A 26,172-nucleotide genomic window follows, 5' to 3' on the forward strand; every position below is an offset into this window, starting at 1 on the left:
ATCAACAAAGCGCTTATCTTAGTTATTATATTGACTACAGCATAAGCGTTTACTATCCATGGCAAGCCATGATTGAGAACAAGGACTCTATTTATGAACGTTTATTATGACAAAGATTGTGACCTATCTATTATCCAAGGTAAAAAAGTTGCCATTATCGGTTACGGTTCACAAGGCCATGCACACGCGCTTAACCTACAAGATTCAGACGTCGATGTAACTGTTGGTCTACGTGCAAACTCAAGCTCATGGAAAAAAGCTGAAAATGCTGGTCTAAAAGTCGCTGAAGTAGAAGAAGCGGTAAAAGCTGCTGACGTTATCATGATTTTAACGCCTGATGAGTTCCAAAAAGAGCTTTATAATGATGTGATCGAGCCAAACATCAAAGAAGGCGCTACACTAGCTTTTGCTCACGGTTTCGCGATTCATTATAACCAAGTTGTACCACGTGGCGATCTTGATGTCATCATGGTTGCACCAAAAGCACCAGGTCATACTGTACGTTCAGAGTTCGCTAAAGGCGGCGGTATCCCTGATCTTATCGCTATCTATCAAGACGCTTCTGGTCAAGCCAAACAGTTAGCATTATCATATGCTGCTGGTGTTGGTGGTGGTCGTTCAGGCATCATCGAAACAACGTTCAAAGATGAGACTGAAACGGATTTATTCGGTGAGCAAGCCGTACTTTGTGGTGGTGCAGTAGAGCTGGTTAAAATGGGCTTTGAGACACTAACAGAAGCGGGCTATGCACCAGAAATGGCTTATTTCGAATGTCTACATGAGCTAAAGCTTATCGTTGACTTGATGTATGAAGGCGGCATCGCTGACATGAACTACTCAATCAGTAACAACGCTGAATACGGCGAATATGTTACTGGCCCTGAAGTTATCAACGAGCAGTCACGTGAAGCCATGCGTAATGCACTAAAACGCATCCAGTCTGGTGAATACGCGAAGATGTTCATCTCTGAAGGCGCAACCAACTATCCATCAATGACTGCGCGTCGTCGTAACAACGCTGATCATCAAATCGAAATCACTGGTGCTAAGCTACGTGGCATGATGCCATGGATCGGTGGTAACAAAATCATCGATAAAGACAAAAACTAAGTTTTATACAGATAAAAGTCTTTTTCAGATAAAAATCTGATTTAGATGCAGTAGCCCGTGTTATCACTTGATAGCATGGGTTTTTTTATGCAAAGTATTTGATAGATACTTTTCGCTTTGATTTGAATCTGGGTTATCGGTTGAAAACCATTAATTGCTGCCCAATATAAGCAGGCACCTTAACATTGGCCAAAGCGCCTTTGCGATTAACATTCATCATTGTTCTTACCCGTTTCTAAGTATTCGAAGCGGGCGGATGCTTCATTCTCACTTTCTATAGATAATAGGTTGTATGCTGTGCAAATATCTTATTCAGACTGGCTAACGCCGCAATTCGTATATATTACTCTTAGCGCTGTGGTAGCAGTTTTAATTTGGATAGAAGGGGAGATGCTCAAACAGACCGATGGTAAACTGCCTCAATCTAAGTTCTTCAAAGTTAGTTCATTGTTAGATACTCTATGGTTCTTCATATCAGTGGTGATTTTATACGTTATTGATTTGACCCCGTTAGCTATCGCAGTGCCTGCAGCATATGGCATATACACGACCTTCGGTTGGATATATGGTACCAAGCTGCTGAAGCGCAAAGGCATCCCTGACTCTCCTAAAGACTTAGTCATTCCAGCCAAGTATATTGCCTATAGTCAGTCATTTTCATTGGTGTTTTTTGCGTTATGTTTGCTCGTATTGAGTTCAGCATGGCTACCGACATCACCATTGCAGTAACTGACATTCCAACCTACTATCATCTATTTCTACTTATTTAATTAGTGGTTTACTGATGAAATTGTAGTACATCTATAAATAAAAACTATTTTATATCAATAAGATATGGATCTGATTACTATCGATGTTAGCTTGCAACAATGGTTAGTATTTATTTACAAAAATCAGCAATTTAGACTGTTCCTACCATGGAAAACTGTTATAATCAGACTGTACTCAAAATATTTGAGGCAAAAAATCCAAATTTTCTTTAAGAACATTTAGCATTTTTGGTCGCCGCATTTAGCAAAAAATATTAGGGTATATATCAATTAATCGGTGATGACACAAGTCTCGCCAACAGTTAAAGAGTCAGGAAAATTTATGTCAGATAAAGTTGAAGGCACTGTAAAGTGGTTTAATGAAGCTAAAGGTTTTGGTTTTATCGCTCAAGACAACGGCGGACAAGACGTATTCGCTCACTACAGCGCTATCCAAGGTAACGGTTTCAAAACTCTAGCCGAAGGCCAAAAAGTGTCTTTCATCTTAGGTGATGGCAAAAAAGGCCCACAAGCTGAGCAAATCGAAGCTATCTAATCTCATTTATTATTAGGTTAACTGCTTGTCAGTAAACTTAATGACAATAAGATTATCAATATGCATTGATTACTTTGTTTGTTAAAACAATAAAAATACTGTATTGACTTTAAAAAGAAGCAACCTCTTATCAGGTTGCTTTTTTTATGGGACTTTTTTGGTATGACAAAGTGTTGCTAATGTAAGCTGCTATTGATTTTGACGATCAACATCATCAGGTAATAGCGAACAATGATTTAATAAAGATGTAATAGATAAGGTTGTACTATGAAGTGGGAAAACTGGCTTTCAATTGACTGGCAACAGGTGCTCGGAATTTCTTTATCTGCTATAGGCTTTTATATAGGGCTGATGCTGTTTACTCGATTGATGGGTTTACGCAGCTTTTCCAAGTTATCAAGTCATGATTTTGCGATGACGGTTGGTATTGGTAGTATATTGGCGTCGACGGTATTGTCAGATAAGCCCTCTCTACTTCAAGGATTGTTTGCTGTTGCGGTGCTATTCTTGATACAGGGTGTTATTTCAATTATCAGACGCAAGATAAAACCGCTAAAAGCTTTGATAGATAATCAAGCTATTATCCTAATGGCTCATGGTGAATATTTAGAAGATAACTTAAAAGAAGCCAATCTTAGTACCAGCGATGTGCAGGAAGTGCTGCGTAAAAATGGTATCAAAGCGAAAACAGAAGTGTTTGCAGTAATTATGGAGACGACAGGTGATATGAGCGTTATCAAAAGTAATGATGTTGAACCTGACTGGTCTTTATTTGACGATATACGTGATAGCGAATTATTGCTTGGTACTAGTAAGAATGGTAATTCGCAGATCTGACTCGATTAATTATTCTTATCCGTTAACTTTGAAGAGATAAATAATAACAAAATATTAAGTAAAGCTAAGGCTTAGAATGCTATAAAGGGTATGAGCATTTTAAGCTGTTAAATAATGAAAATCGTGAAACAATGTGCTTATAGACTATTTATTATAGAGTGTTGACAAATTTATGACGCATTATTCACGGCGTTGTCTTGACCTTATCTGCCTGCTGACGCAAGATACATAGGTCTGATAATAACGGTTGGCTTAGCTTTAGCAGATTTCATTAGTAAGAGATACAATGCTAATATGCTTTTAGATATTGGCTCATCTTTCTTAGTTAACAATATTCTGTTGATGTAGTAATAACCTTGAGCAGTATTTTGAACGACAATTTGAACCACAACGAACCTTTGGTTCTTAACTGACAATTTTTAACTCATAACATTAATAAACGAGGAACGTATGAAAGCATTAGTAGCGGTCAAGCGTGTCATTGATTATAACGTAAAAGTTCGTGTAAAAGCCGACAACTCTGGCGTTGACTTATCAAACACTAAAATGTCAATCAACCCTTTTGATGAAATCGCGGTAGAAGAAGCGGTTCGTCTAAAAGAAGCTGGCGTCATTGATGAGATCATTGTTGCTTCAATCGGTCCAAAAGAGTCACAAGAGCAGATTCGTGCAGCCCTAGCGCTAGGTGCTGACCGTGGTGTATTAGTTGTAAGTGACGAAAAACCATATCCACTACAAGTTGCTAAGATTCTAAAAAGCATCGCTGAAGCTGAAAGCACTGATATTATCTTATTAGGTAAGCAAGCGATTGATGATGACAACAACCAAACTGGTCAGATGCTAGCGGCATTGATGGGTATCGGTCAGGGTACGTTTGCATCAGAAGTGAAAGTTGAAGGCGACAAAGTAAACGTAACGCGTGAAATCGATGGCGGCCTACAAACTGTTGCTCTTGATTTGCCAGCAGTTATCACGACTGATCTACGTTTGAATGAGCCACGTTATGCTAAATTGCCTAACATCATGAAAGCGAAGAAAAAGCCACTTGATGAGAAAACGCCAGCAGATTTCGGTGTTGATATGACATCTAAGCAAGAGATTATTAAAGTCGTGCCACCTGCTGACCGTAAAGCTGGTATTACAGTAGGGTCAGTTGATGAGTTGGTCGATAAGCTAAGAAACGAAGCAAAAGTCATTTAATGTTTTAATGATTGGATACTTCGCTACGGCATATCCTGTACAAGGCTTTAAATTTGACTGCTTTATTTCATACTAAATGATAGTTGCTCAAATAGCTTTGTACACAAACAACCGCATGAATAGATAATACGAATATATAAAGGACTAAAACCATGGCAATTTTGGTATATGCAGAACATGACAATGCCAGTCTAAAAAAGGCAACTTTAAACACCATCGCTGCTGCTAAACAAATGGGTGATGATATCCATGTATTGGTTGCTGGTAGTGGTAGCCAAGCTGTTGCTGATGAAGCGGCAAAAGCAGAAGGCGTGACTAAAGTACTATTGGCTGACAACGCTGCTTATGAGCATCAATTGGCAGGTAACGTGGCGCTATTGGTTGCTGATATCGCTGGTGATTACAGCCATATTCTAGCGGCTGCGACCACGACTGGTAAAAACTTTATGCCACGCGTTGCTGCGTTACTTGACGTAAGCATGCTGTCTGAAATCTCAGGTGTGGTAGATGCGCAAACTTTTGAGCGTCCTATCTACGCAGGTAATGCGACGGCAACAGTAAAAACAACAGAAGACAAAGTCGTACTAACAGTACGTACCACTGCGTTTGACCCAGTGGCAAGCGAAGGCGGTTCAGCTACTGTTGAAACTATCGATAACGTACAAGAAACTGGTAAAGCTAGCTTTGTTAACGAAGAAATGGCTAAGTCTGACCGTCCAGAATTGACGTCAGCTGGTATCGTTGTTTCTGGTGGTCGTGCATTGGCAAACGGTGAAAACTTCACCAAATACATTGAGCCATTAGCTGATAAGCTGGGCGCTGCTGTTGGTGCATCACGTGCTGCTGTTGACGCAGGATATGTACCAAACGATATGCAGGTCGGTCAAACGGGTAAAATCGTCGCACCGCAGCTATATATCGCAGCTGGTATCTCGGGTGCAATTCAGCATTTGGCTGGTATGAAAGATTCTAAAGTCATCGTTGCTATCAACAATGACCCAGAAGCACCTATCGCTAGCGTTGCTGATTACTTCTTAGAAGCTGATCTATTTGAAGCATTGCCTGAGCTAACTAGCAAGGTTTAATATATAGTCACAGAACTACTAAACGGCTACGGCGTTACCCTCCTTAGATGTACTACTTGTACAATCTGCAGTCGGCTGCCTTATGTCCGTTTTAGACTTCTTTGACTATATCAGTAGTAGACGTATAATAAAAAAACCCACTATCAATTGGTAGTGGGTTTTTTTTATGCTTGATAGATTGGGTTTTGATAGTAGTTATAAATGGCGGCTAAGAGTATTGTCTTTGACGCAAGGTCTCATACAAACATAAAGAGCCTGCAATCGCTACATTTAAGCTCTCTTGACCATTTGGCTGCGGTAAGGCTATCGGCGTGGCACATTGCATCAAATCGTCGCTAACGCCTTGGCCTTCATGACCCATAATCCATGCTACAGGCGCAGATAAGTCATGCTCGTAAATGATAGTATCTGTATGTGAGCTAGTCGCCAAAAGCGGCACTTGTACATGATCTAAAATATCTTGCGTACTCAAGCCTTCATAAATAGTCAGTGCAAACTGTGCACCCATACCTGCTCGTAGCGTCTTAGGAGACCAAGCTTGAGCGGTCGCACTGGTGCATAGGATGTTGCGGATACCGACGGCTGCTGCTGTGCGTAGCAGCGTACCAACATTCCCGCTATCCTGCACGTCGTTCAAGATTAAGCAGTCCTCATCGATCATCGATAGGCTAGGCGTTGGTACTTTGATTATCGCCATGATATCAATGCCAGTACCCAAGCTACGAATACTCTCATAGAGTGAGTTTGATAAAGTAAGAATAGGCGTATAAGTGGGCAGGCGAGTCAATACCTGCTGAACTTCAGGGTGGCTATGCGCTGACTCAGACAGTAGTATCTGGACGAAAGGATAGTCACTACGCAGCGCAGCATCTATCAAATGGACGCCTTCTATGACTGTCTGACCGTTCTTTTTACGCTGGCGTGCTTGGGACAACAGTGCTTTTACAAGCTTCACTGTTGTGTTCTTATCTGAGGTAATCAGCTCGGTGGGATTTGTTACCATAGTGGATCGCTTAGAGAAGAGTAAAGGAGTTGTTTAGATAACCAGCATAATGCCTATTATTGATTTAGCATTATGTTGGCTACTCTTAACAGGTGCGTCAATCAATTATTTTTCAGAATAATTGACGTGTAAGTCTTTTACGTAATCGACTTCGTTTTTACTACCGAGTACCACAGGAACACGTTGATGGATATCAGTCGGTTCGATATCTAGGATGCGGTTGACGGCGTCTGTTGCACCGCCACCTGCACGTTCAATCAATAGGCTCATTGGGTTGGCTTCATACATTAAGCGTAATTTACCCGCTTTGTGAGCGTATTTGGTATCAAACGGATAAGTGAACAGACCACCGCGGCATAAGATACGATGGACGTCACCAACCATGGCTGCTACCCAGCGCGTATTGAAATCACGTCCACGTACACCTGTTTCACCAGCGATAAGTTCATCGATGTACTGTTGCATCGGTGCACGCCAGTAGCGATAATTTGAGGCATTGATAGCATACTCGCTCGTATCGGCATCGATTTGCACGTTGTCTTCTATCAGCACATAGTCAGAAGTCTCTGGATCTAGGCTAAACATCACGACTTTATCAGCGATGGTTAGCGCTAGAACAGTAGAGGTACCATATAGCAGATAACCGGCTGCTAGCTGTTTATTGCCGGCTTGCAAATAGTCGCTGTTTTCACTGGTTTGACCTTGGCGCTCATACGGTAACACAGAAAAAATCGTACCTACAGCCATATTGATGTCGATATTTGATGAGCCATCTAATGGGTCAAATAGTACCAATAGGCTACCATCGTCATTAGCAGAGGTGGCATCATCGAGCTCTTCTGAAGCGACACCAGCACAATGTGTATTTTTTGCCAATGCATCCAGAAGTAGGTCATTGGCCAGTACATCTAGTTTTTTCTGATCTTCGCCTTGGACGTTTTGATTACCAGCTTCGCCTAAAATATCTGCTAAAGCGCCTTTTCTGAGCAATTGTGAAATCGTCTTACCGACATCAGTGACAGTGGTAATCACGTCATTGAGTGCAGGGCTAGTGGCATGTTGGTTTAGATAGTCTGCTAAAGTCGTCATAAGGCTTCCTAATAAAGGGTATGGAAAGTAAAAGAACGGATAGGTGTCAAAGTAAAGAAGTAGGTGGCATTTAGCACACCTGAAATAGGTAAATTCTTAAATAGCTCATACGGCATCTTTGTCCCGACCACAAAATCGGCTACACTATATCTATTGTTATTCATTTGTAGTTTTGTCAGAATTATTCTCTATGAGAATACAGCATGTCTACTCACGCTTTCTGATTGTCTGCTGAGGCTATTTTTCGGTCGAATTTGATTACGGTAAATTGTAGCAAATAAGCGTCAAAATGTCCTTTGTATCTATGCCTATCAGTGATAAATGATCGAACAAAGATGAATAAGTGATTACTATAGACTCATATAAACCCACAATAAAGACTCGCCATTATGTCAAATTCTATCGATAGTAGCGCTACACAACCAGTCTCACCGACTGATTATGCAAAATTTGATCCCAGTACGATTCATCAAAGGCTCAATACGTCATTGAGTCGTCCGCAGCTCAACACAGATGGCAGTATCAGGCATTTCTTAGGTGTTGAAGGGCTTAATAAAGCACAACTCAAAGCTATTATTGCAAAAGCAGAGACTTTCTTTGATGACAATGGACAGCTAATCAATCGTCCTGAGTTAGACGGCTATACGGTCATGAATTTGTTCTTTGAACCATCGACTCGTACACGGACGACATTCGAGGTGGCAGAAAAACGCTTGGGTGCCAATGTGCTCAATATCGATATCGAACGTTCTAGTACCAAAAAAGGCGAGAGTCTGCGTGATACGCTGTGGAATTTACAGGCAATGACCGCGGATATCTTTGTAGTACGCCATTCAGCATCAGGTGCCGCGCATTTTATGGCGACAGAAGTGACGCCTGATATCGCAATTATTAATGGCGGTGATGGCTGGCATGCGCATCCTACTCAGGGAATGCTCGACATGTTGACCATTCATCGTGAGGCACCGCGCCCATTCGAAGAGCTGTCTATCGCAATCGTTGGTGATATTAAGCATTCACGCGTGGCACGCTCTGATATCAGTGCATTGCAAACGCTAGGTGTGACAGACATCCGTGTGTGTGCGCCGCGTACTCTACTGCCTAAAGGTATCGAACGTTTTGGCGTGCAAGTATATGAAAACATGGATGAGTGTGTCACTGATTGTGATGTGATCATGGGATTAAGAATACAAAATGAGCGTATCGGTTCGCCGCTCTTAGCATCATCGAGTGAGTACTATAAGCATTATGGGATCACGCCGGAGCGAGTAGCGCTTGCCAAACCTGATGCGCTAGTTATGCATCCAGGGCCGATGAACCGCGGTGTTGAGATTGCCTCTAGTGTGGCTGATGGCGCACAATCCGTTATCTTAAAGCAGGTAAATAACGGTATTGCCATTCGCATGGCGGTCTTGTCGCTTGCGATGGAAGGTCAACGCGCTCATCAAGCGGCTGGCAAGTAAACAGCCTGCCGCGCGACTTGTTCTCATTTATTTCATTTTATTGATACGGTAATAACGTTATGTCTACCATGCTTAATACGGATGCACCCATTCTTGACCATTTACCAAAAGCATTTAAAGATGCATTGCCACAAACTGCAACAGAAAAACTGTCTACACTCGATTCTGACCGTGAGATGTGGTTATTGCCACCACTAGTAGATCTATGCGCGCGCTTGCGTGAGCCAGGCCAGCAGCAACACGGCACGCTAAAATCAGAAGGCAGCGCAGCTCGTGGTAATGGATTTTTGCATGTAGTCACACCTCCTGATACCAATCCTATTTTAGAAAATGGTTCACTTTTAAAGGGCTTGCGTGAGCGCGCCTTAAGTGATGGCGGGATTTACTTGCATATTTTGGGTGCATTGACCACAGGGTTAGAGGGCGAACGACCCTCTAACATCGCAGGGCTTAAAAAGGGCGGTTGTATCGCAGTATCCAATGCGCGTAGACCTTTTCGTAATGATTTAGTATTGCTACGTACATTAGAATACGCGGCGACTTTTGGTATGAAAGTATTCTTTTATCCTGATGAGCCAAGTCTGTCTGGAGATGGCGTGGCACATGAGGGCTATATTGCTTCTTATCATGGTCTGCAAGGGATTCCTTGGATTGCAGAAACTGTTGCACTGTCTACGCAGCTATTGATGGTGGAAGAGACTGGAATCGCTGCTCATTTTAGCCAGTTATCATGTAAGTCTTCCATTGAGCTCATGCGCTGGGCAAAAGACAAAGGTCTGCCGGTTACGTGTGATGTTGCGATGCATCAGCTGTATTTAACTGATGACAATCTTGAAGGCTTTAATGCTCAGGCATATGTGTTGCCACCGCTACGTAGCAATACTGACCAACAGGCAATCCGCCGTGGATTAAAGGATGGCACTATCGATGCTATCTGTAGTCATCACGAGCCATTGAACAGTACCGCCAAAAAAGCACCATTTGCTGAAAGTACGCCAGGTATCTCAAACTTCGATACGTTTATGGCGTTGGCTTGTCAGCTGGTAAATGACGATGTCTTAACACTCTCGCAATTAGTAGATAAAATCTGCCTGAATCCTGCAAAAATCGCAGGTATTAGCGAGCAGTATGAAGCGATTGGCGGTGCAGTATTGGTCGATCCTAATCTTGAGTGGCAAGTAACCGCGCAATCTATGCTATCAAGTGGTAAGAACACGCCGTTTTTCAATCAGCAGTTGCAAGGACGTGTTGTGGAGACATTCTTTGGCTAATTTGCCCCGACAGGATGACCGTCTGCCGCCATCCTTGAAGGATAAAGGGGTTACTATGAATGGTCAGCAAGAAAAATCGCGCAGTACGGCGAGCGAGTCTATCAAAGCGGTGGCCATTTATGAGGTAGTCAAAGGTGTTGGTGCGTTACTAGGAGCAGGGGCATTATGGTGGTGGCATACCAATCTTGAGCATTGGCTGACGACGGCAACTGTTACTTGGCAGCGCAGCTTCGGCCATATGCTTGCCCCGCAAATAGACAGTGCCGTACGTATTGCTCAGCAGGCAAGTAAAAACTGGCCGATGTTTTTATTATTGATATTTGCATATGCCAGTTTGCGTTTCCTCGAAGCTTACGGCTTATGGCATGACAAAACATGGGCATATTGGTTCGGGGTGCTGGGCTACGGGGTTTTTATTCCTATAGAAATCTACTATCTGATCGTTAGCCCGTTTGACTGGTTTAAGCTTGGGATATTGGTTTCTAATCTGCTTATTATTATCGTGGTTTATCGTAATATGAAACGAAAGGGCTTGATATAGCATTTAAATTTAAGTTAAAAAATCCAGCATAAGATACTTGTCTTACGCTGGATTTTTTGTGCCTGATATATTTTTGGCTTATACGTCTACTGTTTTTTCATCCGTACGAATGCTTTTAGCGACTTTTCCAACGCTCAGGCCTTGTACCAAGATAGAGAAAATCACCACCGCATAAGTGAGTGCCAATAAAATCTCTCGTTCAGCCCCGATTGGTAGCTGTAATACTAACGCAACTGAGATACCTCCGCGTAAACCGCCCCATGTTAGGACTTTCCATGCGCCCGTAGGCAAATCAAGCTGACGATGAAAGGTTTTTGTCGTCATACCTACCACGATAAATCGAGCAATCAGCGCAATTAAAATCGTCAAACCACTTGCAATAAATAAATTGCCTGAATAAGCAATCATTACCACTTCTAGACCAATGAGTACAAACAAAATGGCGTTTAAAATCTCATCAATCAATTCCCAGAACAAATCAATATAGTGCCGTGTCTTATCACTCATGGCTAGCTCGCGACCACGATTACCAACCATCAGACCCATCATGACCATGGCGAGTGGCCCTGATAAATGCCAATGGCTGGCCAGCGCGTAGCCACCGATGACGCCTGCTAATGTTAATAACACTTCTTCTTGATAGCTATCAATGCTTTTGAGCAAGTAGTACAAAATCGCACCAAGTACCAGTCCGAAAACAACGCCGCCACCAGCTTCAACCGCCAAAGTATGTGCAACGTAGTTGGCAGTAGGGATATCACCGCTAGATAAAATCCCTAGCAATAAGACGAAGATAACCACGCCGATACCATCATTGAACAATGACTCGCCAGCGATGACAGTCTCGATGCTCTTTGGAGCGCCTGCTGACGAAAGGATACCCATGACGGCAATAGGATCGGTAGGGGAGATAAGTGCACCAAACAACAGACACCAGAGAAACGGTAGGCCGAAACCGAAGAGCGGCAACATAAAGTAAATCGCAGTCGCAATGAGCATCGCCGATATGATCGTACCAAGACCAGCAAGGATGCCGATAGGTAGCTTGTAGCGTCTTAAATCACCAATATTGACGTGTAATGCGCCTGCGAATAACAACATCGATAGCATGCCGTCTAAGAGTACTTCGGTAAAATCAAGTTGCTCCAATAAACTGACTTCGTAATCAATCAGCTGATCAAACCCTAAGAAGCCTAAAAATATCGCACCGATTGACAGTAAGATAGAGATGACCATGACACCGATAGTGGTCGGCAGACCAATAAAACGGTGATTGATATAAGTTAATGAAGCGGTAATCGACAAAAATATGGCGCTGATTTCTAGGATTGTTAGGCTGGTTGCAGATGCCATAAAAATTAGGTCTCATATAAATATAAAAAGTATCTAAAGCGCAGGGCTTATAGGGACGTTATAAGTGTTGCTAGCTATAGGTGTTGCTAGCTATAGGTGTTGTGCTTATAAGTAATGTGTTTATAAAGGTTGATACGGCCATCTATTTAAACAGTTAATTGGTCATATCATTAACTAGACTGTGTCTGTAACGCTTGACGAATATCAGCTTCAAAATCACTCACATAATTAAAATGCTTGTGCTGAGCATCCTTATCAAGGATAAATTGCTTGGCTTGTTCGCACATAGCGACCAAATCATCGACCAATTCTTGATAATTTAAATTCTCTTCTCCAGCGCGCTGAATCAGATGCAATTCATGTAATAGCGTTTGCTGCTGTGCGCTGTTTACCCGTGCATAATTCAGATTGACCATTGCCTGACACAATGCTTTTAAGACCATTAGGTCAGCAGCTGCATAACGACGTATCTCACCGAGTGACACATTGATAAAGTCAGAAATTTTGGGGATATGAGTGACTAGTGCCAATATGGCCAGTCGCTTCTGTTTGATAGTAGTTTCAGAACTATCGTTAGTGTCCAACTGCGGTATGTGAAAATGATAAGGGCTTGGTGGCTGACGACGCATCATGATACTCAGACAGCTGGTTAGAGACTGGACGCAATTGACCGCAGTCTTTGGATCATTGATACCAGGAGATAGTGCGCGTACAGCAATCTCCGTCATCTGACCTAAGCTATAGGCGATGTCGTTAGAGTGCGCCAATCGTTGCTCAAGTCGCAGGCAACCTGCAAGACGTTGCCAAAACAGTCCATCGGGCGCTCGCGGTATTACTGACAGATGCGGGGTCGCTGTCTTCTTTTGATTATTTGGATGAGATGCAGGCCGCTGATAAAAGTAGCCAATGACGTTTTTGTCAGTGACGTAATTACCGAGGTTGACATGCATTTGTACCACGCCACCATAATCTTGTGACAGCGCAATCAATGACTCAAGATAAATCTGCTGTAGATAACCGGAATTTGGTGAATAAATAGGCATAGCAGGCCAGTTTTGGAACTGCTCGATATCATGGTGCTCAGCATCGCGTTGATGTTGAATATCACATCGATCATTATACCAATAGTAAATGTTTGCAATCGCATCGTTGCTAGCATTTTGAATGACGTGTGACGCTTGAATGGCATGCACCATATGCTGTACAAAATAAACTAAAAGCAGCGCACAGATAATTGCCATGATAATGGCAAAGGTCACTGCCAATTGCGGCACACCAAAAGCCACGTCAGACTTATGGATAGACTTTAAGACCAGTAAGCTATAGCTAAATGTACCGATAAAAGCGCCAAGGACAAACTGATTTGGAGTGTCGGTCAAAAAGTTACGTAGCAGTCTTGGACCAAACTGTGAAGATGCCATCGACAGGACGGCGATTGTAATCGAAAACGTTGTACCGGCCACACCCAGTACCGCACCAGCGATGGCTGTCATAATCGCGCGCGCCGCTTCGTCATCACCAGTAAAGGCGAAGGAGATCTCTTTTACCGTTTCACGATCAAAGTTTTGGTCAATCGCGACTAGCAAAGGAGCCAGTAAAATACCGACGATGACACAAGCGGTTGGGATAAACCAATAGGAGCCAATCAGCCACTGCCACAGATTACTCAAGCGATCAGGCAAGTCGGTCAGCGTTTGTATTGACCACAACTTAGTGAACTGCTTAAGCCTGTCTTGACCTGCATTGATCGTACGTGTCCAGATGCTGTCTCCATCATTTTTATTCACTGTGATGAGCCTTAGGGTTATCTGCTTCTGTAATAATAGCGTTTTTATGCGTACGTCTGGTCATATCTGTCTCAGTATGACTATCACTAGTTCCCAGAGGTATGATGGCCTCATTGTCGTGATCGTCATACTCAATATCACTGTCTTTGTCATACGCCATTGGCTCTAGGTGCGGTGATGCTTCTAGATGTGGATCATTACCGTTGTAAGAACTCTGGCTATATCCATCTAGATTATCATGTCGTTGTACGTTTTCAGTGGCGGCAGAGGTTTTTCTAAATAGTTTACGGTCATCGCCATGCTTACTAGTAGATTGTTTCCGCGGTTCGCTATTGGCAAAGATAGCGTTTAGCGGCAGATGCAGTTGCTGTTTGGCGTACGCTTCAGTATTCTCAAAACGTTTTACCAATAAACTCAGCCAAGGCTTCTGACCTTCCAATTTCATCTCATCCAACTCGTCCTTGATAGGAAGTGGATAGGGCAAGGTACGATAAAAGTCCCATAACGTCATCCTACTCAAATCTCTTTTGAGCACATAGTCATCATCATCTGTCATGGTAATCAGATTGCTGTCTTGTAGGTAGTTGATATAGGTATACCATTTCGGCAGCTCTTTGCGACCTAAGACATTGCGCAGCGCTTGTTCGCTAACGGCTTCACCTTTTAAGTGGTGGGTATAAACCAAGTTCAACATATCTAGCAAGCTGAGTAACGGGTGACGAGGGTAGACTTCTTCTGTCTCAAAAATGGTCAAGGTATAGCTGATTTCAACGCCTAATAAAATCAAATTCCACGACAGATAAATCCATAGTAGAAAGATAGGCAAGGCGGCAAAAGCGCCGTAAATCGCTTCGTAGCTGGTAAAGTTAGCCATCACTGTACCAAACAGATGCTTCATTAATTCAAAGACAATGGCCACAAACACGCCAGCGATAGCTGCGTTCTTCGCTGGTACGCGCGCCTTTGGAATAAACCAGTACATACCGACAAAGCCCGCCATCGTAATACCAATCGATGCCATTTGTACCCAAAAGCTCCAGTCGATACCGTAGCCTGCAATTTGACGATTTAGAAAACTCAGACTCTGTACAGTACTGGAAGCGATAAAAGCGGTGCCCAATACTAACGGTCCTAGGGTAACGATAGTCCAATAACGCAGCATGCTTTTAATGCCACCAGAGCGATCTTCTACTCGCCAGATTTGGTTAAACGCGCGCTCGATAGTAGTCAAGGTCATGATAGTTGTAAAGAATAAAATCATGGCACCGATAATGGTTAGATTAGATGACTTTTCGGCAAAGCTATTAATGTACTCACTAACTTGCATGCTCGATTGCGGCAACAGATTGCTATAAATGACGTCATAAATCTGCGCTCTAACTGATGCGAGTGCTGGTACGGATGACAAAATCATCAATAATACCGTCAATACCGGCACGATCGACAGCATAGTGGTGTATGTCAGTGAAGCTGCCTTTTGCTGGCAATTATCTTCAAAAAAATGCCGAGTCAAAAACCGTAAGAACTGAAACCAGCGCTGCTGTAAAAACGGGAGTTTTTGAGATAATTTTTCCATGTCGACCATTAAGCAAAAGTAAGAGTGACAATAGTGTAACAAAGATGAACGGTTATCATCTGCGGTTTAATTGTGTCAAAGTGCACCACGTAGCACATCAGATACAATATAAGTCAGGTTATCAATCATGGTTATTTGCATGACAGTGAATGACTCGGGCATAATGTGCACATATTCTACAATGCTAGTTAGTCGTATATTTCGCCGCATTTTTAATGGCCAGTACGACTAACGATTTTATAAGGAAGCTTTGCTAATGAGTCAGACCGACCCTTATGTCTTGGTGCTTTATTATTCTAATTACGGTACGACTAAGACATTAGCATATGCTATCGCGCAAGGTATTGAAGATGCTGGCATGACCGCGCGTATCCGTACGGTACCGACAGTGGCACCTGAAACCACGTCAAGCAAGCCTGCGATACCTGATGAAGGTGATTTGTACTGTACGATGGACGATCTCAAGGACTGTAGCGGTCTTGCGCTTGGTAGCCCAACGCACTTTGGTAATATGGCCGCACCCATGAAGTATTTTTGGGATAATACTGTGACCTTGTGGCTGGCAGGGAACCTACAGAACAAGCCTGCATCGGTGTTTACGGCGACAGGTTCCATGCATGGTGGCCAAGAAACGACATTATTGACGATGATGTTGCCGTTGATGCATCACGGTATGGTCATCGTAGGTGTGCCCTATGCAGAGCCAGCATTGAACCGTACTCATCGCGGCGGCACGCCTTATGGTGCTAGCCATGTCAGCGGTGCATCGCATGATCAGCCTATATCTACTGACGAACGAGATTTGGGTATTGCGCAGGGTCGCCGTTTAGCGATTACTGCGGCTGCATTAGCACAGGCTAATTGGAGCTTATAAGCAACTTTTATAAACCTGCTGTCTAGAATCGTCTAAGTTTCAAAATCTACGATTCAATGCTTATAACCACTCGGTTATAAGCACGCACTAACTATTCATATTCAGCAGTATATTATTCATTTAGGAAATCAAAATATCTAATGGCCACAACCCGCTCTAATACAAAGCCTCTTAAAACGGTTAAGGCTATCGCACCTATTGCACAGCGCTTAAAGGTTACGTGGTTAATTTGGCTCGTTTATAGACTGCTCGGATTGCCTATCTTTATTAGTATCTTTAATCCTAGTAGCCCTGATATCGTTGGCGGTATTGCTTGGCAGGCGTTATGGCTAGTGCCAGCGTTGATTTTGACGCCATGGATATTGCGCGGTCGTTCACCTTATGCGTTGTTGATAAGCAGTATGTTTACCCTAGTATATTTGGGCGCGAGTGGCGTGGTGCTATTTACTCGTATATATGGCAGTAGCTGGGCAGAAATCGCCGTGTATTTAGCGGATTTTTTACTATTGCTTGCTATCAATGTTTGGCTATTTATTCTGCTTAAACGCCTGCCTTCGATGAACAATGTTGTGAAGAAACCTCGCCAATAATTAAACTTACCTGAAGCCTAATAAATTATATCCATTAATCTAAAACCATAGAAAAGCGGCGCCCCATCTGGAGCGCCGCTTTTTTGTTTATAACTTTCAAGATAAGTAGATTAATTAATCTTAGTTAATTCTAAATCCATTTTCTTACCATCGTTAATTTGGCTAACTTTAACTGGCATATAGTCCAAGCTTGGGGCTAACCAAAAGCTGGTAGAGCGGCTATCGTCATCGTGGACGCGGTCAACACGTACCGTATCAAAGGTACCCGCTGGTACGGTAATTTTAGTGCTGCCTGATTTTTTAAATGGCGTCTTCTCGATTTTGTCTTTTTTTGCCATGTAGTAATTACCAGAGAACTTACCGTTTAATAAATCCTGACGAATCTGTACCTCAAGGCTCAAATCATCAAAGGCTTGTTGCGACATGTTCATAGTCGTCGACTTGCCCTTATAGTTACTGGTGACTTTTTTGCTGCTTGGGTTAAAGTCTAGTTTATGTGTGCGACCCATGCCAAGTAGTTTGTACGTAGTGCTTGCCTGTGTGGGACTGACATTATTACCATTAAGCGTAAAAGTACTGTTTTGCGAGGCACTAGCCACACCGGCGACGCGAGCCTTGACATTATATTTCCACGTATTACCAGATTTGCTTAGCGTACGAGTTGCTGTGCCTTTGTATTTGTCCTCAACGGTAAAACTATAATCGGCAGTTGATGGTTGGACGGTTTTTGCGCTGGCAAGGGTAGGTGCGGTCATACTCAAAGCTCCAACGGTAGAGATACTGATGCCTGTTACTAAGGCAGATAAAAATTTAGATGGACTGCGTTTTGCGTTATTAGCATTATCAACATTGTCGCTTGATGACTTTTTGTGCATTGATGAAAAACTCATAGATACCCCTTCATTAATTTATTGCCGATATAGCAATTTTTTTCGTTCGTTCTTATTATGTTTACCAGACCTATAATGGTCATACGCTGTTACATTTTCAAGCGTGGTGTCATACCGCTTCGTGTAGTGCTTGTAGCAAATGTTTCTATAGTTAATTTGGCATTGGTCAAAATATAAATTCAGCTCACTAATATTTTAAATATTCTTACTTCTTGTCCTTATTTGAATAGCATAGCGGCTTTATTAAACGTAAAGCATCGATATTAGATGTTGGTTGATCAATTTTTGCAAAATAATCTTGTAAATTTTTGGGCTTTACACTTGAACCGAACTCACCTTGCCCCCACTTTTTGTTACAAGCTCAAGGCTTATCTATAAAGCGTTGTTTTTGGCAGTGTTCCCTATAGATACTGGTATTGAGACCATTAATTCAAATAAACCCTTAATTTTATTAACCAACTTTTGGAGTCATATCGATGAACATTCGTCCTTTACATGACCGTATTGTCGTCCGCCGCATAGAAGAAGAAACAAAGACTGCTGGTGGTATCTTGCTTCCTGGTTCAGCACAAGAGAAACCTTCACAAGGTGAAGTGCTTGCAGTTGGTAATGGTCAAGTTCGTGACAACGGTGAAACTCGTGCGTTAGATGTAAAAGCTGGCGACAAAGTTTTGTTCGGTCAATATGCTGGTCAAACCGTAAAGGTTGACGGTGAAGAACTATTGATTATGAAAGAGTCTGATGTATTGGGTGTGCTAGAAGGCTAGTCCTTTTGAGTATTATTTTATACTCAGCACATTTTGATAGCAGTTTCTAATAATCGCTTTTGATAAGCAACTATCAAATCAATCAATTGTATTCTCATACTTATAATAGTGGAGTAATTTAACATGGCAAAAGACGTAAAATTCGGCATTGATGCCCGTAAACAAATGATGGACGGCGTAAACGTTCTAGCAAATGCAGTACGTGTAACACTAGGCCCTAAAGGTCGTAACGTTGTTATCGACAAATCATTTGGCGCACCTACCATCACTAAAGATGGTGTTTCAGTTGCCAAAGAAATCGAACTAGAAAACAAATTCGAAAACATGGGCGCACAGTTGGTACGTGAAGTGGCTAGTCGCACTAATGATGTTGCTGGTGATGGTACAACAACTGCGACTGTATTGGCTCAGTCAATCCTACAAGAAGGCATGAAGTCAGTTGCTGCTGGCATGAACCCAATGGATCTTAAGCGCGGTATCGACAAAGCGGTACGTGAAGCGGTTAAAGAAATCCATAAACTATCAACGCCAGCTGACGATCACAAAGCAATCGCTCAAGTTGGTTCTATCTCTGCAAACTCAGACACCAAAATCGGTGAACTGATCTCGCAAGCGATGGAAAAAGTAGGCAAGCAAGGCGTTATCACTGTTGAAGAAGGTTCAAGCTTCGAAGATACCCTAGAAGTTGTAGAAGGTATGCAGTTTGACCGTGGTTATATCAGCCCGTACTTTGCTAATAAGCAAGACAGCCTAACTGCTGAATTTGAAAACCCATATATCTTGCTAGTTGACAAAAAAATCAGCAACATTCGCGAAATCGTGCCATTACTTGAGCAAGTAATGCAGCAGAGCAAGCCGTTGCTAATCATCGCTGAAGATGTAGAAAACGAAGCACTAGCGACACTAGTTGTAAACAACATGCGTGGCGGCTTAAAAACTTGTGCTGTTAAGGCACCAGGTTTCGGCGATCGTCGTAAAGCAATGCTTGAAGACATCGCAACGCTAACTGGCGGTACTGTAATCTCTGAAGAGATTGGCCTAAGCTTAGAGACTGCTACTCTAGAGCAACTTGGTACTGCTAAGAAAGTGACTGTCGGTAAAGAAAACACCGTTATCGTTGATGGCGCTGGCAACAAAGCTGACATCGAAAACCGTGTTGAGTCTATCAACCGTCAAATCGAAGAGTCTACTTCTGACTATGACAAAGAAAAGCTACAAGAGCGTGTTGCTAAATTAGCAGGCGGCGTAGCAGTGATCAAAGTCGGCGCAGCAACCGAAACAGAAATGAAAGAGAAGAAAGACCGTGTTGACGATGCGCTACATGCAACTCGTGCAGCGGTTGAAGAAGGCGTTGTACCTGGCGGCGGTGTTGCCTTAGTTCGTGCGATGAATGCATTGTCTGAACTACGCGGTGATAACGATGACCAAAACGCTGGTATGAACATCCTACGTCGCGCGATGGAAGCACCACTACGTCAAATCGTAACCAACGCTGGCGAAGAAGCTTCAGTTGTGGTTAACGAAGTGAAGAGTGGCAGTGGTAACTACGGTTACAATGCAGCGACTGGCGAATATGGCGATATGCTAGAGATGGGTATCCTTGATCCAGCTAAAGTTGCTCGTTCAGCGCTAGAAAATGCTGCATCTGTTGCAGGCTTAATGCTAACGACTGAAGTTATGATCACTGACTTACCGCAAGGTGATGACGGTATGGCTGCTATGGGCGGCGGTGCTGGAATGGGCGGTATGGGTGGAATGGGCGGCATGATGTAAGCTGTACTAATTTTCCACTGATCAAAAAGAGCTAACATTTTTCTTGTTAGCTCTTTTTTTTATTGTAAAAAAATGACAGAACGACTATTATCTTGGCATATATCATCTAATTAAGTATAAAAATAACTGATAATCTATATAACACTTTATAGCATATAAACTCTATTGAGGTCTTCATGAGAATAATACTGTTTAATCATAAAGGAGGGGTTAGTAAAACCACAACTTCTTTTAACTTAGGTTGGAAGTTAGCAGAATTAGGCAAAAGAGTTTTACTTGTTGATGCAGATCCACAGTGTAATCTAACAGGATTAATGCTACAAAATGATTTCGACGAGTATTATATAGAAGAAGCTACAAAGAGTAATAATTTAAAAGACGGAGTTAGTTCCGCGTTTGAAAGTAAACCTGAAGCTATAATCGGTTTCGATTGCGTTCAATCTTCTAAAAATGAAAACTTGTTTCTGTTACCTGGCCATCCGAATTTGACAGAACTTGAACCACAGTTAAGCTTTGCCCAGAACTCAAATAATGCTTTTAGTACTATGCAGAATCTTCCAGGTTCATTCAATGCACTGATAGATTTGATAGTTGAAAAAAATCAAATAGATTTTGTTATTTTTGATGTCAACCCTGGTTTAGGTGCCATTAACCAAAACTTATTTTCAATTTCTGATTTATTTATAATACCTACAAATCCTGATCCATTTTCCCTGATGGCAATTAATACTTTATCAACTGTTCTACCACGTTGGACTAAACATGCAGTTCAAATGCAGGGTATGTTTGCAGATTCATCCTATCCCTTCCCTGTTAGATCCCCTAAATTAGGAGGGCTATTAATCCAAAGGTTTAATATAAGGAATGGAAAACCCAATAAACCTTTCCGTGACAATATGAATGAAATACTTAAAGCAGTGTCTGAAAAATTAGTACCTGCTTTTCAGCAAAATCAAATGTTATTAAGTGATGAGATGTATACTGACGGAGTTATACCTAAAGATTACTGTCTAGCTGAAATACCTGATTTTCAAAGCCTATTACAAAAATCAAATGAAGTAGGTGTGCCTGTATTTGCACTTACTGATAGCGAAATCAACTATAAAGGTAAGGTTTTAGAGCAAATGCAAGATAAGCGTGAAGATTTTAACAGGTTATTTATCTCCTTAGCAGAACAAATTTTACATATCAAAGAAAACTATGTTTGAAGCTAAAAGTAGGTTTGATGATTCTTATTCTAGAATAAAGACAATGCATTCTTTATATGATCATTTATTAGATAACTCCAAGTTTCCTCATGATATGATCTCTGATATTCTTAGAAGCGAATTAGTAAGTGTGGTTTCAGCACTTGATAGGTTTATACATGATATCGTAAAAGTAGGTATAATCGAGTCTTATAATGGTCAACGTCAGCTAACAAACTCCTGCTCGAACTTTCAAATTAATATAGGTGATTTAAAAACCTTTCTAAATCCTACTATTAGCCAAGATCCTGATATAATTTTGGGAGATATAATTGATAGAAAGCATAGCCACCTATCTTTCCAAGACCCTAAAAAAATTGCAGATGCTCTAAGTCTTTTTTGGGATGACAGCCAAAAATGGCAGACCATTGCTTCTCAGTTAGGAAGTGATCAAAACACAATAAAAGTTGAGTTGAAAAATATAATAATAAGAAGAAATCAGATTGTCCATGAAGCTGACTTTGATGCATTTCAAAATCAACTTCAGATAATAAAAGCGAATGATGTTGAGAACTCGGTGGAGTTCATTAACAATTTAGTAGAAGTAATTTATAATTTGATAAAAATATAAGTTTTTTACATTTCTTGAGGGTGATTCTTTCAAAATAAGATTTAAACATTACTGCTCCATCGCATCCCGTCTAAAAACCCAAGTCTTATCATCAGACACTTCTTTATCATAGCAATATTCTGTCAAATTCAAATGAACTCATTATGGGTCTTGCCACTCACGAATGATCGAGTGAGACATTGTTCTCCTAATCGGTACAAAAGAATCTCACACAAAAATAGGTAGAGTCGTCTTATTGATTACCTTTCTCACCGATAAATGAGTATGTATGTCTTTTACGCTAGCAAGCTTGTGTAGCTTACGGGTGAACCGCTCATAACCATCGAGATTGGGGCTCACTACTTCTAATAAATAATCATAAGAACCCGATACCACATGTCCATTAATCACCTCGTCCATATTGGACAGAGCGCGTTCGAAGGCTGCGATAGATTCTTCTTGGTGGCTGTTGAGACTGACTTCCACAAAGAAACTCATCGCAATACCCGCTTTGGCTTTATTTACGTTCGCTTGATAGTTCTCTATATAGCCTTCGTCTTCCAAACGCTTTAGGCGTCGCGCGCAAGGAGACGGCGACAGCCCTATACGTTCGGACAGTTCCGCCGTAGATAAGCGCGCTTCTTTTTGGAGCACTTCCAAGATATGGCGATCGATTTTGTCCATAATTTACCTTTTGGATTTTTAAGCCAATAATTTTGATTTAGTTAGCATTATCCACCAAATATTTGTAAAATTGCAATGAATAAATAGAGATAAAAGCGCGTATTTTAATCGATAATTGGTCTTTGTATAGCAGCATAAGACACGACTATGAATACGATATTCCACCCCTCATCGCGCAAAAATCCTTTGTTTGTAATGTCGCCACTAACCAAAGGCTATGTGGCGATGAGCGTCGTATTATTGATTTGGTCAGGCTTTGCGTTGACTGTACGAGCGGTTGGAGCATCGTCGCTAAGTATTGCGGATGTCATGCTCATTCGCTTTAGTGTACCGCTGGTCTTATTGACTCCTTGGGTACTCTCTAGTTGGCATGAAGTCAAAAATATAAGACTGCCAGATATCATGTTCGTTTTACTTGGTGGCGTGCCTTTTATTTTATTGGCTGCTTTTGGTGCAAGTACGGTACCAGCAGCTTACGTTGGTACTATTTTGACAGGGACACCAGTCTTCTTTGCCGCAATATTGTCTTTTATTTTTTATCGTCAACGAATATCATTGAGGAAATTTGCCGCATTAATCCTTATTCTCTTTGGTATCGCTACGATGATTGGCGGGCGTGCACAGTCAATACCTAATAGTCTTCTGTACGGTGTGGGGTTATTGTTGATGGCAAGCCTGATTTGGGCGGGTTATACCTTAGGGTTAAAAAGCACCAAATTGAGTCCAATAGCTATCGCTATCGTGCTCTCTTATACCTCGTTTTTTCTGACACTGATAATGGTTCTGTCTGGTATTGTGGAGACCAATATAGGTTCTATATCTTTTGATGAAGCGCTTCCATTTATACTAATACAAGGACTTGGTGTAGGGGTGGTATCAACCATTGCGTTTTCTTATGCTGTCAAAAAGCTGGGCTCCATTCGTACTTTATTACTTGGCTCTTTATCCCCAGGATTAACCGCTATACTAGCCATGCTGATACTCAATGAGTCTCTATCAGTTATTATGATATGCGGCATCGTACTCAGTACCATTGGCGTCATTTTGTCCAATCGAGCGACATAAATTAATTAAGGAAGTATCATGATGTTAGATAATATGCCTGTTATCAATGGTGATCCACTGTGGGCCTTGTTAGGTAGGTTTCGTGCTGACCAACGTAAACATAAAATAGATCTATTGGTTGGTGTCTATCGAGACGAGCATGGCAATACACCTGTAATGAAAACCGTGCAAGACGCAGAAATACATCTTGCTCATCAAGCTCATTCGAAGGCTTATGGCATGTTATCGGGTAACGCTAATTTTAACCAGCAAATGGCAAAATTTGTACTGGGTAACAGTCCAAGTCTAAAAAACCAATGTACGATTCAAACGGTTGGAGCGTCAGGGGCGTTACGACTCATTGCTGATTTGATCGCCACGCTCTCTCCAGATTCAACCGTTTGGATCAGTGACCCTGGCTATATCAATCATCGTCCGCTAATGGAAGGTGCTGGGTTAGCGGTTAATACGTATCCTTGGCAAAATAAAAATGGCCAGTTAGATATTGATGCGTGTTTTGCTGCGTTAGAAAAAGCAAAAGAAGGAGACGTGTTGTTATTACATGCGTGCTGCCATAATCCTACCGGTATAGATCCTTCTTTAGAGCAGTGGCAACTGTTTTCTGATAAATGTAAACAGAAAAATATTGTCCCGTTTATTGATATGGCGTATCAAGGTTTTGGAGATGATCCTGATACCGATGCTGCAGGACTTCGTTTAATGATTGAAGACGCTGACTTTGCATTTATCGCCGCCAGCTGTTCAAAGAACATGGGGCTATACAATGAGCGGACGGGTATTGCTACGGTGATGACGACGAACCATGAGCGTCATGCAGATATACAGACACTATTAGAAACCATCACACGCGCTAACTACTCTATGCCGCCCAATCACGGTGCCGCAGTGGCTTCTTATTTGCTAGACAAACCAAACGCATGGCTAGACGAACTAGCAAGCTACCGTGATAGGGTAGATACTATTCGCCAAGCATTAGGCGCAGCATTACAAGATAGGGGTGCACCTGCAGAGTTTTTGGACATTTCGCACCAAAAAGGCATGTTTTCTCTATTACCGCTAACAGAAAATCAAATGCTGATATTGCAAGATGAGTTCGCGATTTACGGTATGCCAAATGGTAGAATCAATATTGCAGGTTTGAAAATGACGGAAATCCCTCAACTGGCGGACGCTATCATGTCGATTATTTCACGTTAGAGAATAATTCTTATCGCTCAGTGCAATGGTTTTATCAACCAATCGCCACAGCAAGAAGGACACGACTATTTATACTTTATATTGGGATAAGGGTGGTGCCAATATGGCCACCCATGCTGTCTTTGAGGAGCTAGGCGTTTCTTATGAAATGATAGAAATAGACCTGTCTAAGAACATGCAAAAATCAGCTGAGTATCTAGCCATTAATCCAAATGGCAAAGTACCTACGTTGGTGCATCAGGGACAGGTTATTTATGAGTCTGTGGCAATTTTAACGTATGTGTTAGATCAGCACCCAGAGTCTGGGCTAGCACCTGACACAGGATGCCCTAGGCGCGGTGTCTATTACCAGTATTTGTTTTGGATGTCTTCTACACTGCAAGAAGCTGCTAATCGCTGGGCGCATCCCGAGCAGTACATCAGTGACGAGCACAATTTGCAGCAAGTGAAAGATAAAGCGAATGATGTGCTAACCCACTGTTGGGATATTGTTGAAAAGGGATTGGCGAATAATGGTCCATGGTTGTTAGGCGATAAATTAAGTGGGGCTGATTTTCATTTATTTATGATTGCTCACTGGAGTCAGCGATATGCGAGTCGAGCACAGGATTGGACACATTTAAACGCACATTATCAAGCCATGCTAAACCGTGCCTCGATACAAGAAATGATGGCACAAGAAGGGTTGTTGTAATCTGTTCATATGTTCAACTAAAAGATATGTGATGACTGGGCTAGAAGCACTGAATGCAATGATTCTAATGACTTCTAGCGATTGTAGTAAATGTAGTTTTATATGAAGCTACTGAAGCGCCGCATCTCGTCTAAACGTCCATGTCTTATCATCAGACGCGTTTTCACAATAGTAATATCCTGCCAAATCAAACTGCTTTAGCTGTTCAGCCTTTTACTTTA

Annotated in this window: 25 protein-coding genes and 1 pseudogene; 18 read left to right on the forward strand and 8 right to left on the reverse strand. The window is 42.0% G+C overall.

The window, feature by feature from the left end; genetic code table 11:
- Window positions 1-93 precede the first annotated feature (93 nt).
- The 6 genes from ilvC to ACHEVO_RS12800 all read left to right on the forward strand — a co-directional run bounded on the left by ilvC (window position 94) and on the right by ACHEVO_RS12800 (window position 5,537).
- Window positions 94-1,110, forward strand: coding sequence for a ketol-acid reductoisomerase (gene ilvC, locus ACHEVO_RS12775; protein WP_101204856.1), 1,017 nt, complete (start codon window positions 94-96; stop codon window positions 1,108-1,110).
- A 297-nt stretch (window positions 1,111-1,407) separates the two neighbouring features.
- The gene (locus ACHEVO_RS12780; protein WP_101204855.1) at window positions 1,408-1,839 is read left to right on the forward strand and encodes a hypothetical protein; all 432 of its coding nucleotides are present in this window, start codon (window positions 1,408-1,410) and stop codon (window positions 1,837-1,839) included.
- Window positions 1,840-2,202: 363 nt separating this feature from the next.
- The gene (locus ACHEVO_RS12785; protein ID WP_057758834.1) at window positions 2,203-2,415 is read left to right on the forward strand and encodes a cold-shock protein; all 213 of its coding nucleotides are present in this window, start codon (window positions 2,203-2,205) and stop codon (window positions 2,413-2,415) included.
- A 267-nt stretch (window positions 2,416-2,682) separates the two neighbouring features.
- On the forward strand, window positions 2,683-3,252 hold the full coding sequence (locus tag ACHEVO_RS12790; RefSeq protein WP_394125160.1) for a DUF421 domain-containing protein: 570 nt from the start codon (window positions 2,683-2,685) through the stop codon (window positions 3,250-3,252).
- 450 nt (window positions 3,253-3,702) lie between these two features.
- Complete coding sequence (locus ACHEVO_RS12795) at window positions 3,703-4,452, forward strand: electron transfer flavoprotein subunit beta/FixA family protein (RefSeq protein ID WP_057758837.1); 750 nt, start codon at window positions 3,703-3,705, stop codon at window positions 4,450-4,452.
- 152 nt (window positions 4,453-4,604) lie between these two features.
- On the forward strand, window positions 4,605-5,537 hold the full coding sequence (locus ACHEVO_RS12800) for an electron transfer flavoprotein subunit alpha/FixB family protein (protein WP_057758839.1): 933 nt from the start codon (window positions 4,605-4,607) through the stop codon (window positions 5,535-5,537).
- A gap of 208 nt (window positions 5,538-5,745) precedes the next feature.
- On the opposite strand, the gene ACHEVO_RS12805 is transcribed toward ACHEVO_RS12800, so the two are convergent.
- Both ACHEVO_RS12805 and ACHEVO_RS12810 read right to left on the reverse strand, forming a co-directional pair.
- Window positions 5,746-6,540 (reverse strand): TrmH family RNA methyltransferase, encoded by a 795-nt coding sequence (locus tag ACHEVO_RS12805; protein WP_201569467.1) that lies wholly within the window; start codon window positions 6,538-6,540, stop codon window positions 5,746-5,748.
- 105 nt (window positions 6,541-6,645) lie between these two features.
- Window positions 6,646-7,629, reverse strand: coding sequence for a class 1 fructose-bisphosphatase (locus ACHEVO_RS12810; protein ID WP_394125161.1), 984 nt, complete (start codon window positions 7,627-7,629; stop codon window positions 6,646-6,648).
- Between the two features lie 389 nt (window positions 7,630-8,018).
- Here ACHEVO_RS12810 and ACHEVO_RS12815 point away from each other — a divergent pair, with 389 nt between their 5' ends.
- The 3 genes from ACHEVO_RS12815 to ACHEVO_RS12825 are packed head-to-tail and all read left to right on the forward strand — an operon-like array spanning window position 8,019 to window position 10,904.
- Complete coding sequence (locus ACHEVO_RS12815; protein ID WP_394125162.1) at window positions 8,019-9,092, forward strand: aspartate carbamoyltransferase catalytic subunit; 1,074 nt, start codon at window positions 8,019-8,021, stop codon at window positions 9,090-9,092.
- A 59-nt stretch (window positions 9,093-9,151) separates the two neighbouring features.
- Entirely contained in the window at window positions 9,152-10,363 is a 1,212-nt protein-coding gene (locus tag ACHEVO_RS12820; protein WP_290178737.1) for a dihydroorotase, read from the forward strand.
- Between the two features lie 55 nt (window positions 10,364-10,418).
- Window positions 10,419-10,904 (forward strand): DUF2127 domain-containing protein, encoded by a 486-nt coding sequence (locus ACHEVO_RS12825; RefSeq protein WP_379544943.1) that lies wholly within the window; start codon window positions 10,419-10,421, stop codon window positions 10,902-10,904.
- Window positions 10,905-10,982: 78 nt separating this feature from the next.
- Here ACHEVO_RS12825 and ACHEVO_RS12830 read toward each other — a convergent pair whose 3' ends face one another.
- The 3 genes from ACHEVO_RS12830 to ACHEVO_RS12840 form a co-directional block, all read right to left on the reverse strand.
- On the reverse strand, window positions 10,983-12,257 hold the full coding sequence (locus ACHEVO_RS12830; protein WP_160022600.1) for a cation:proton antiporter: 1,275 nt from the start codon (window positions 12,255-12,257) through the stop codon (window positions 10,983-10,985).
- 170 nt (window positions 12,258-12,427) lie between these two features.
- On the reverse strand, window positions 12,428-14,044 hold the full coding sequence (locus ACHEVO_RS12835; protein ID WP_394125163.1) for a DUF2254 domain-containing protein: 1,617 nt from the start codon (window positions 14,042-14,044) through the stop codon (window positions 12,428-12,430).
- Window positions 14,037-15,620 carry a YihY/virulence factor BrkB family protein gene (locus tag ACHEVO_RS12840; RefSeq protein ID WP_394125164.1) on the reverse strand — a complete coding sequence of 528 codons (1,584 nt, stop codon included), beginning with the start codon at window positions 15,618-15,620 and terminating at the stop codon, window positions 14,037-14,039. Before ACHEVO_RS12840 ends, ACHEVO_RS12835 begins: the two co-directional genes overlap by 8 nt.
- A gap of 256 nt (window positions 15,621-15,876) precedes the next feature.
- Here ACHEVO_RS12840 and wrbA point away from each other — a divergent pair, with 256 nt between their 5' ends.
- Together wrbA and ACHEVO_RS12850 are read left to right on the forward strand one after the other, a co-directional pair.
- Window positions 15,877-16,494, forward strand: a complete 618-nt coding sequence (gene wrbA, locus ACHEVO_RS12845) for an NAD(P)H:quinone oxidoreductase (RefSeq protein WP_394125165.1) — start codon at window positions 15,877-15,879, stop codon at window positions 16,492-16,494.
- Window positions 16,495-16,634: 140 nt separating this feature from the next.
- The gene (locus tag ACHEVO_RS12850) at window positions 16,635-17,084 is read left to right on the forward strand and encodes a hypothetical protein (RefSeq protein WP_298810399.1); all 450 of its coding nucleotides are present in this window, start codon (window positions 16,635-16,637) and stop codon (window positions 17,082-17,084) included.
- Between the two features lie 110 nt (window positions 17,085-17,194).
- Here ACHEVO_RS12850 and ACHEVO_RS12855 read toward each other — a convergent pair whose 3' ends face one another.
- Window positions 17,195-17,974 carry a DUF3108 domain-containing protein gene (locus ACHEVO_RS12855; RefSeq protein ID WP_296207610.1) on the reverse strand — a complete coding sequence of 260 codons (780 nt, stop codon included), beginning with the start codon at window positions 17,972-17,974 and terminating at the stop codon, window positions 17,195-17,197.
- Window positions 17,975-18,450: 476 nt separating this feature from the next.
- Here ACHEVO_RS12855 and groES point away from each other — a divergent pair, with 476 nt between their 5' ends.
- The 4 genes from groES (at window position 18,451) to ACHEVO_RS12875 (ending at window position 22,332) form a co-directional block, all read left to right on the forward strand.
- On the forward strand, window positions 18,451-18,741 hold the full coding sequence (groES, locus tag ACHEVO_RS12860; RefSeq protein WP_057758860.1) for a co-chaperone GroES: 291 nt from the start codon (window positions 18,451-18,453) through the stop codon (window positions 18,739-18,741).
- Window positions 18,742-18,864: 123 nt separating this feature from the next.
- Window positions 18,865-20,514 (forward strand): chaperonin GroEL, encoded by a 1,650-nt coding sequence (gene groL / locus ACHEVO_RS12865; RefSeq protein ID WP_101204842.1) that lies wholly within the window; start codon window positions 18,865-18,867, stop codon window positions 20,512-20,514.
- A gap of 176 nt (window positions 20,515-20,690) precedes the next feature.
- Window positions 20,691-21,722, forward strand: coding sequence for a ParA family protein (locus ACHEVO_RS12870; protein ID WP_394125166.1), 1,032 nt, complete (start codon window positions 20,691-20,693; stop codon window positions 21,720-21,722).
- Window positions 21,715-22,332: a HEPN domain-containing protein gene (locus ACHEVO_RS12875; RefSeq protein ID WP_394125167.1), complete on the forward strand. Its 618-nt coding sequence runs from the start codon at window positions 21,715-21,717 to the stop codon at window positions 22,330-22,332. The genes ACHEVO_RS12870 and ACHEVO_RS12875 overlap by 8 nt, the downstream gene beginning before the upstream one ends.
- A 207-nt stretch (window positions 22,333-22,539) precedes the next feature.
- Here ACHEVO_RS12875 and ACHEVO_RS12880 read toward each other — a convergent pair whose 3' ends face one another.
- Window positions 22,540-22,995 (reverse strand): Lrp/AsnC family transcriptional regulator, encoded by a 456-nt coding sequence (locus ACHEVO_RS12880; protein ID WP_057758867.1) that lies wholly within the window; start codon window positions 22,993-22,995, stop codon window positions 22,540-22,542.
- Between the two features lie 147 nt (window positions 22,996-23,142).
- On the opposite strand from ACHEVO_RS12880, the gene ACHEVO_RS12885 reads away from it, so the two are divergent.
- The 3 genes from ACHEVO_RS12885 to ACHEVO_RS12895 are packed head-to-tail and all read left to right on the forward strand — an operon-like array spanning window position 23,143 to window position 25,951.
- The gene (locus ACHEVO_RS12885; protein WP_394125168.1) at window positions 23,143-24,060 is read left to right on the forward strand and encodes a DMT family transporter; all 918 of its coding nucleotides are present in this window, start codon (window positions 23,143-23,145) and stop codon (window positions 24,058-24,060) included.
- 18 nt (window positions 24,061-24,078) lie between these two features.
- A complete protein-coding gene (locus tag ACHEVO_RS12890; RefSeq protein WP_394125169.1) occupies window positions 24,079-25,257 on the forward strand; it encodes an aromatic amino acid transaminase in 1,179 nt (392 codons plus the stop codon).
- 25 nt (window positions 25,258-25,282) lie between these two features.
- Window positions 25,283-25,951, forward strand: coding sequence for a glutathione S-transferase family protein (locus ACHEVO_RS12895; RefSeq protein WP_394125170.1), 669 nt, complete (start codon window positions 25,283-25,285; stop codon window positions 25,949-25,951).
- 108 nt (window positions 25,952-26,059) lie between these two features.
- Here ACHEVO_RS12895 and ACHEVO_RS13430 read toward each other — a convergent pair.
- Window positions 26,060-26,161: pseudogene (locus tag ACHEVO_RS13430) on the reverse strand (peroxide stress protein YaaA); the annotation flags it as partial.
- Window positions 26,162-26,172 lie beyond the last annotated feature (11 nt).

This window comes from Psychrobacter nivimaris, from assembly GCF_043419765.1.
Lineage (GTDB): Bacteria > Pseudomonadota > Gammaproteobacteria > Pseudomonadales > Moraxellaceae > Psychrobacter.

What these genes read in the sequence shown, in the direction of transcription:
- ACHEVO_RS12850 (WP_298810399.1), top strand. Translation starts at nt 16,635, where the DNA reads ATGGCCACAACCCGCTCTAATACAAAGCCTCTTAAAACGGTTAAGGCT.
- ACHEVO_RS12790 (WP_394125160.1), top strand. Translation starts at nt 2,683, where the DNA reads ATGAAGTGGGAAAACTGGCTTTCAATTGACTGGCAACAGGTGCTCGGA.
- ACHEVO_RS12830 (WP_160022600.1), bottom strand. Translation starts at nt 12,257, where the DNA reads ATGGCATCTGCAACCAGCCTAACAATCCTAGAAATCAGCGCCATATTT.
- ACHEVO_RS12875 (WP_394125167.1), top strand. Translation starts at nt 21,715, where the DNA reads ATGTTTGAAGCTAAAAGTAGGTTTGATGATTCTTATTCTAGAATAAAG.
- ACHEVO_RS12820 (WP_290178737.1), top strand. Translation starts at nt 9,152, where the DNA reads ATGTCTACCATGCTTAATACGGATGCACCCATTCTTGACCATTTACCA.
- ACHEVO_RS12785 (WP_057758834.1), top strand. Translation starts at nt 2,203, where the DNA reads ATGTCAGATAAAGTTGAAGGCACTGTAAAGTGGTTTAATGAAGCTAAA.
- ACHEVO_RS12880 (WP_057758867.1), bottom strand. Translation starts at nt 22,995, where the DNA reads ATGGACAAAATCGATCGCCATATCTTGGAAGTGCTCCAAAAAGAAGCG.
- ACHEVO_RS12815 (WP_394125162.1), top strand. Translation starts at nt 8,019, where the DNA reads ATGTCAAATTCTATCGATAGTAGCGCTACACAACCAGTCTCACCGACT.
- groL (WP_101204842.1), top strand. Translation starts at nt 18,865, where the DNA reads ATGGCAAAAGACGTAAAATTCGGCATTGATGCCCGTAAACAAATGATG.
- ACHEVO_RS12800 (WP_057758839.1), top strand. Translation starts at nt 4,605, where the DNA reads ATGGCAATTTTGGTATATGCAGAACATGACAATGCCAGTCTAAAAAAG.
- groES (WP_057758860.1), top strand. Translation starts at nt 18,451, where the DNA reads ATGAACATTCGTCCTTTACATGACCGTATTGTCGTCCGCCGCATAGAA.
- ACHEVO_RS12870 (WP_394125166.1), top strand. Translation starts at nt 20,691, where the DNA reads ATGAGAATAATACTGTTTAATCATAAAGGAGGGGTTAGTAAAACCACA.
- ACHEVO_RS12890 (WP_394125169.1), top strand. Translation starts at nt 24,079, where the DNA reads ATGATGTTAGATAATATGCCTGTTATCAATGGTGATCCACTGTGGGCC.
- ACHEVO_RS12840 (WP_394125164.1), bottom strand. Translation starts at nt 15,620, where the DNA reads ATGGAAAAATTATCTCAAAAACTCCCGTTTTTACAGCAGCGCTGGTTT.
- ACHEVO_RS12810 (WP_394125161.1), bottom strand. Translation starts at nt 7,629, where the DNA reads ATGACGACTTTAGCAGACTATCTAAACCAACATGCCACTAGCCCTGCA.
- ACHEVO_RS12795 (WP_057758837.1), top strand. Translation starts at nt 3,703, where the DNA reads ATGAAAGCATTAGTAGCGGTCAAGCGTGTCATTGATTATAACGTAAAA.
- wrbA (WP_394125165.1), top strand. Translation starts at nt 15,877, where the DNA reads ATGAGTCAGACCGACCCTTATGTCTTGGTGCTTTATTATTCTAATTAC.
- ACHEVO_RS12895 (WP_394125170.1), top strand. Translation starts at nt 25,283, where the DNA reads ATGGTTTTATCAACCAATCGCCACAGCAAGAAGGACACGACTATTTAT.
- ACHEVO_RS12885 (WP_394125168.1), top strand. Translation starts at nt 23,143, where the DNA reads ATGAATACGATATTCCACCCCTCATCGCGCAAAAATCCTTTGTTTGTA.
- ilvC (WP_101204856.1), top strand. Translation starts at nt 94, where the DNA reads ATGAACGTTTATTATGACAAAGATTGTGACCTATCTATTATCCAAGGT.
- ACHEVO_RS12855 (WP_296207610.1), bottom strand. Translation starts at nt 17,974, where the DNA reads ATGAGTTTTTCATCAATGCACAAAAAGTCATCAAGCGACAATGTTGAT.
- ACHEVO_RS12825 (WP_379544943.1), top strand. Translation starts at nt 10,419, where the DNA reads ATGAATGGTCAGCAAGAAAAATCGCGCAGTACGGCGAGCGAGTCTATC.
- ACHEVO_RS12805 (WP_201569467.1), bottom strand. Translation starts at nt 6,540, where the DNA reads ATGGTAACAAATCCCACCGAGCTGATTACCTCAGATAAGAACACAACA.